General features: G+C 39.7%; 1 protein-coding gene. It reads left to right on the forward strand.

Features of this window, described 5'->3' with window-relative positions; genetic code table 11:
* On the forward strand, nt 1-406 hold a 406-nt coding region (locus GPK49_RS12825), incomplete at both ends, for a DUF4143 domain-containing protein (protein ID WP_444876961.1).

The raw sequence follows: 406 nt of genomic DNA on the forward strand, positions 1-406 counted from the left end.
CTTATTATGAGGGTATCCATAAGGAACAGCAGATAGAGGAAATCTTTCATAATAGACTTTTGGAAGCCTATAACAATTATCTTATCATAGGGGGAATGCCTGAATGTGTTTCTTCTTGGTTGAAGCATAAAGACCCGGCTAAAATTGCTCAAATTCAACGTGAACTGATCGAGGTATACGAAAACGATTTTTCTAAACACAATGGTAAGGTGAATAGCGGACGAATCCTTATGGTTTTTCGCAGTATTGTAACGCAGCTTGCAAAGTCAAATGAAAAATTCATGTATGGAGCAGTGAGAGAAGGGGCAAGAGCCAGAGATTTTGAAGAAGCAATAGAATGGCTTGTTTCGGCAGGAATGCTAAACCGGATATATAATGTTTCTAAGCTGGAGCATCCGCTCTCTGC

The organism is Clostridium sp. MCC345, from assembly GCF_018785345.1.
Taxonomy (GTDB): Bacteria; Bacillota; Clostridia; order Lachnospirales; family Anaerotignaceae; genus Anaerotignum_A; species Anaerotignum_A faecicola.